The 4,962-nt window shown below is 69.8% G+C and carries 7 protein-coding genes; 3 read left to right on the forward strand and 4 right to left on the reverse strand.

The features are described from left to right. Positions 1–152, forward strand: a 152-nt coding sequence (locus AC2VNT_RS10280) for an amidase family protein (protein ID WP_486946760.1), incomplete at its 5' end; no start/stop codon positions are given. Here AC2VNT_RS10280 and AC2VNT_RS10285 read toward each other — a convergent pair. Further along, positions 149–661: a DUF3830 family protein gene (locus tag AC2VNT_RS10285; protein WP_486946754.1), complete on the reverse strand. Its 513-nt coding sequence runs from the start codon at positions 659–661 to the stop codon at positions 149–151. The genes AC2VNT_RS10280 and AC2VNT_RS10285 overlap by 4 nt on opposite strands. A 224-nt stretch (positions 662–885) precedes the next feature. On the opposite strand from AC2VNT_RS10285, the gene AC2VNT_RS10290 reads away from it, so the two are divergent. Continuing rightward, the gene (locus tag AC2VNT_RS10290) at positions 886–1,446 is read left to right on the forward strand and encodes an LGFP repeat-containing protein (RefSeq protein WP_486946755.1); all 561 of its coding nucleotides are present in this window, start codon (positions 886–888) and stop codon (positions 1,444–1,446) included. A gap of 72 nt (positions 1,447–1,518) precedes the next feature. Here AC2VNT_RS10290 and AC2VNT_RS10295 read toward each other — a convergent pair whose 3' ends face one another. Genes AC2VNT_RS10295 through AC2VNT_RS10305 form a run of 3 tightly spaced genes read right to left on the reverse strand, consistent with a single transcriptional unit; the run spans position 1,519 to position 4,339 of the window. Continuing rightward, a complete protein-coding gene (locus AC2VNT_RS10295; protein ID WP_486946756.1) occupies positions 1,519–2,610 on the reverse strand; it encodes an adenosine deaminase in 1,092 nt (363 codons plus the stop codon). Then, a complete protein-coding gene (locus tag AC2VNT_RS10300; RefSeq protein WP_486946757.1) occupies positions 2,607–3,899 on the reverse strand; it encodes a thymidine phosphorylase in 1,293 nt (430 codons plus the stop codon). The genes AC2VNT_RS10295 and AC2VNT_RS10300 overlap by 4 nt, the downstream gene beginning before the upstream one ends. Continuing rightward, entirely contained in the window at positions 3,896–4,339 is a 444-nt protein-coding gene (locus tag AC2VNT_RS10305; RefSeq protein WP_486946758.1) for a cytidine deaminase, read from the reverse strand. The genes AC2VNT_RS10300 and AC2VNT_RS10305 overlap by 4 nt, the downstream gene beginning before the upstream one ends. Before the next feature lie 349 nt (positions 4,340–4,688). Between AC2VNT_RS10305 and sdhC the strand changes: the two genes are divergently transcribed. Next, the coding region (sdhC, locus tag AC2VNT_RS10310; RefSeq protein WP_486946759.1) for a succinate dehydrogenase, cytochrome b556 subunit at positions 4,689–4,962 on the forward strand (274 nt) is incomplete at its 3' end.

Below are 4,962 nucleotides of genomic sequence, written 5' to 3' on the forward strand. Positions count from 1 at the left end.
ACCCGTTCAACATGACCCAGCAACCGGCGTTGACCATCCCGGTCGGTGTCACCGACGACGGGCTGCCGATCGGAATGCAGATCATCGGCCCTCGGCATAGCGACGATCTGGTGTTGGCCGTGGGACTCTTCGCCGAACAGGTGCTGAGTTAGTGTTCGTCGCGTGGCGGCTCGGCGCGCGCGAACGCCAACCGCTCGCCGGCGGCGCCGGCCAGCCATAGGTCGGTGCATGCGGCGGCCATGTCGTCCAGCCCCTCTTCGATGACGGCGAAGACATTCCCCGGCACCCAGCCGACATCGCCGTTGAGCAACAAGTTGTTCCGGCCGTAGAAAATCGCCAGGTCGGTCGCGCCCCGCGGTGAGTGCGCTTCGGAACCCTGCCGGTAGCCGTACGCCGGGTTGCCGATCTCGGACGCGTCGAAGCCGAAGAAACACACATCACCCGGTATCGGTGTGACGGTGCAGTTCTCCCGGCCCGGCGAGCGCAGCGGCGGCAACAGTGTGTACACCTCGTTGCGGGCGTACTTGCCGTGGTAGGCCTGCCCGGCGACCGGCAGCGCATCCCAGACCGCGGCGCAGGTGCGCGGAGCGGCGTCGTCGAGCAGGCGTGCCCGGCAGGCGGCTTGCCGCCGGGTGAGGGTGATCGAGACGTACCGAGCCACTCGGGCTCCTCTCACGGCACCGGATGCGGCGGTCATGTCGATTGTCGACAAGGTGCAGCATACCGCCGGGCCTCGGCGATCGGCGGCGTCGGACCGGGGCCCGTGACCAGTTGCCCGACCGACTAAACGAGTTTGCGCTTAACCGCTGCCGACGCGTCCTCCCCGGTGTAGCATCTCGACGGGCCGTGTCCACGGCGAGCCCTTCCGATTCGAAAGGACCACCAATGCGCAACACAACGAAACGGGTAGCAGCGGTCTCCGCAGCCATTGCGGGCGTCGCGCTGATCGGCTCGGCGTGCCAGACCAAGGAGAAGGCCGAGTCCATCGCGAGCTCCGCCAGTTCCGTGGTGAGCTCGGCAAGTTCGGTTGTCTCCTCGGTGATCGCCGAGCCGGGCACCTCGGCGGCTGCCGGCAGCACCACCCAGATGCAGGGCGCCGACGGCAAGGAGTACACCGTATCCGGCGACATCCTGACCAAGTACGAATCCCTCAGCTCCAGCGCCAAGCAGGACTTGGGCGAGCCGCTCGGAGACGAACAGAAGAACCCCGACGGTGGCGTCTACCAACAGTTCGACGGCGGCGTGATCGTGCACACCACCCGCTCCTACGTGGTGTGGGGCAAGATCCGCGACAAGTGGAACGAGCTGGGCGGCTCGCAGGGCAAGCTCGGCTACCCGACCAGCGACGAGACCGACACCGCTGACGGTGGCAAGAAGACCACCTTCGAGCACGGCGTCGTCACCTGGAAGCCGGGTGAGGACGAGGCCACGGTCGAGATGAACTGACCTTCAGCCGATTCGGAGCCGGGCAGCCGCATCGCGGTTGCCCGGCTCTGCTTTGCCCGGAGGGTGGGCCACTCAGTCGACCAGGGCCGCGAATCCGGGCTTGATCACCCCGTCGATGATCGCCACCCGCTGGTCGAACGGGACGAACGCCGACTTCATCGCATTGACGGTGAACCGGCGCAGATCCTCCCAGCCGTAGCCGAACGTCTCGGCCAGCGCCAGCATCTCCTTGCTCATGGTGGTGTCGCTCATCAATCGGTTGTCGGTGTTGACGGTCACCCGGAACCGGGCGCGCGCCAGCAGGTCGAACGGGTGCTCGGCGATGCTGGCCACCGCACCGGTCTGCACGTTGGAGCTGGGACACAGCTCCAACGGAATCCGCTTGTCCCGCAGGATCGCCGCCAGCCGGCCCAACCGGAGACACCCGTCGTCGGCCACCGTGATGTCGTCGGCGATCCGCACCCCGTGCCCGAGCCGGTCCGCGCCGCAGAACGCGATCGCCTCGTGGATGGACGGCAGCCCGAACGCCTCGCCGGCGTGAATGGTGAAGCGGGCGTTGCGGTCCCGCATGTACTCGAACGCATCGAGGTGGCGGGTCGGCGGGTAGCCGGCCTCGGCTCCGGCGATGTCGAACCCGACCACCCCGTTGTCCCGGAACCGGATCGCCAACTCGGCGATCTCGCGGGAGACCGCCGCGTGCCGCATCGCGGTGACCAGGCAGCGCACCATGATCGGGTGGCCGGCCGCCGCCGCCGACCGCTCCCCGTCGGCGAAGCCGGCCAGCACCGCGTCGGTGACGTCGTCGAACGACAGCCCGCCTTCGATGTGCAGTTCCGGCGCGAACCGGACCTCGGCGTAGACCACCGAGTCGGCGACCAGGTCCGCCACGCATTCGGCGGCCACCCGGTGCAGCGCGTCGGCGGTCTGCATCACCGCGACCGTATGGCTGAACGGCTCCAGGTAACGCTCCAGTGAGCCGCTGTGCGACCGGGTGCGAAACCAGGTCGCCAGCGCGCCGGCCTCGGTAGCGGGCAGCTCGTCGTAGCCGATCTGCCCGGCGATCTCCAGCACCGTGCCGGGACGCAGCCCGCCGTCGAGGTGGTCGTGCAGCAGCACCTTGGGCACCCGGCGGATCGAATCCAGGGTCAATGGTGGCACGGTCACGGCTCGACCCGATCGAGGATCAGCGGGTGCCGGGGCGGCCCCGTCGCGCCGTGACTCCACCCGCCGTCCAGCTCGACCAGCGCCGCGGGGCCGCGGTCCGGAGTGGCGGTGTACAGCGTGAACAACGGCTCGCCGGCGACCACCGGATCACCGGGGCGACGATGAATCCGGAGACCGGCGCCCGGCTGCACCGGCTCACCCGGGCGGGTGCGCCCCGCGCCGAGTCGCCAGGCCGTCATCCCCAGTGCCATCGCGTCGATGTCCCCCATTGTGCCGCCGCTGCCCGCCGTCACCGTCTCCGAACACGCGGCCACCGGCAGCGGAACCGACAGATCACCGCCCTGCGCGACGATCATCGCCCGGAACCGATCCATCGCACTGCCGTCACGCAGCGTCTGAGCCGGGTCCGCACCGTCGACCCCGGCGGCGGCCAGCATCTCGGCAGCCAGCCGCAGCGTCAGCTCCACCACGTCGTCCGGCCCGCCGCCGGCCAGCACGTCGATCGCCTCGGCGACCTCGAGCGCGTTGCCGACGGTCGCGCCGAGCGGTCGGCTCATGTCGGTCAGCAGCGCCCGGGTGGCGATGCCGTGCGCGGCGCCCAACCGCACCAGCACGGCCGCCAGGTCCCGGGCCGTCGCCAGCGATTTCATGAACGCCCCGGAACCCACCTTCACGTCCAGAATCAGCGCACCGACGCCCTCGGCGATCTTCTTGCTCATCACCGAACCGGCGATCATCGGCAACGACTCGACCGTCGCGGTGATGTCGCGCAGCGCGTACAGCTTGGCGTCGGCGGGCGCCAGCCGGCCGGCGGCGAAGATCGCCGCGCCGACGTCCACCAGCTGACCGCGGATCCGATCGGCCGACAGCGCCGCGGTGAAACCCGCGATCGACTCCAGCTTGTCCAGGGTTCCCCCGGTATGGCCCAGCCCGCGGCCCGACGCACTGGGCATCGCGGCACCGCAGGCCGCGACGACGCCGGCCAGCGGCAGGGTGATCTTGTCGCCCACCCCGCCGGTGGAGTGCTTGTCCACCGTCCTCAGCGGCGGGCCGCCCCGACGCAGGCCGGCGAAGTCCAGCCGCTCCCCGGAGGCCACCATCGCCGCGGTCCACCGGGAGATCTCCGCGGCGTCCATGCCCCGCAGGAAGATCGCCATCAGCAGCGCGGCCATCTGCTCCTCGGCCACCCGGCCGCGGGTGTAGCCGTCGACGATCCAGTCGATCGCGGCGTCGGAGAGCCGGCCGCCGTCACGCTTGGCGCGGATCAGCGTCGGGGCGTCGAACGTCACGACCCGGCACCCCAAGCCGCCGGGCCGAACGCGTCCGGCAGCAGCTCGCCCAGCGTCCGCGCACCGTCCGGGTGGTCGATCCACATGCCGGCGCCGCCATGTTCGAGCAGCACCTGGCGGCACCGCCCGCACGGCATCAGCAGCCGGCCCGTCGCGTCGGTGCAGGCCAGCGCGGTCAGTCGGCCGCCGCCGTCGGCGTGCAGCGCGGCCACCACCCCGCACTCGGCGCACAGGCTCAACCCGTATGAGACATTCTCCACATTGCACCCGGTGACCACCGCGCCCGAACCGGTCACCGCCGCCGCACCCACCCGCAGCCCGGAGTAAGGTGCATAGGCCCGGGCGGCAACCTCAGTTGCCCGGTGCCGCAGCAGATTCCAGTCGATCGCGGCCGCCGCGGCGTCGCCGTCCGGATGCTCTGGAGGGTGGTCTGCGCCCATTGGGAAATCCCGTCCGGTTGTCAGGTGTTGTCGAATGTCACACTAACTTCGCCGTCGCGGTCGCGCCGGTCCCGCCATCCGGTTATTTCGGCGTCACCGATGGGTTTAGAGTCCATCGGAGGGGTTATTCACAGCAAGGGCGTGTAACGACCGCAAGCGTGCCGGAGCCGGGCACCGGGGTCGTTACAGATGGAGGCGCGTAGCGACCACGGGCGCGGCGAGCCGAGCGCAGTGGGCCACTATAGATATGGAGGCGCTGATGACGGCGGCGACATCCGCGGGTGCGGCAACGCCGAGGACGCGGAGCACGCGGCCTCGACGGCAAACCCTGTACAAGGGCGACCCGGGCATGTGGGCCTGGGTCTTCCACCGGATCACCGGGGCGACCATCTTCTTCTTCCTGTTCGTGCACGTCTTGGACACCGCCCTGGTCCGGGTCAGCCCACAGGCCTACACCGAGGTCATCGCGACGTACAAGACCCCGATCGTCGGCCTGATGGAGCTGGGCCTGGTGGCCGCGGTGCTCTACCACGGGCTGAACGGCATCCGGGTGATCCTGATCGACTTCTGGTGGCAGGGCTGCCGGTACCAGAAGGTGATGCTGTGGACGGTCTGCGTCGTCT

This window comes from Mycobacterium sp. TH-M15 (assembly GCF_057473705.1).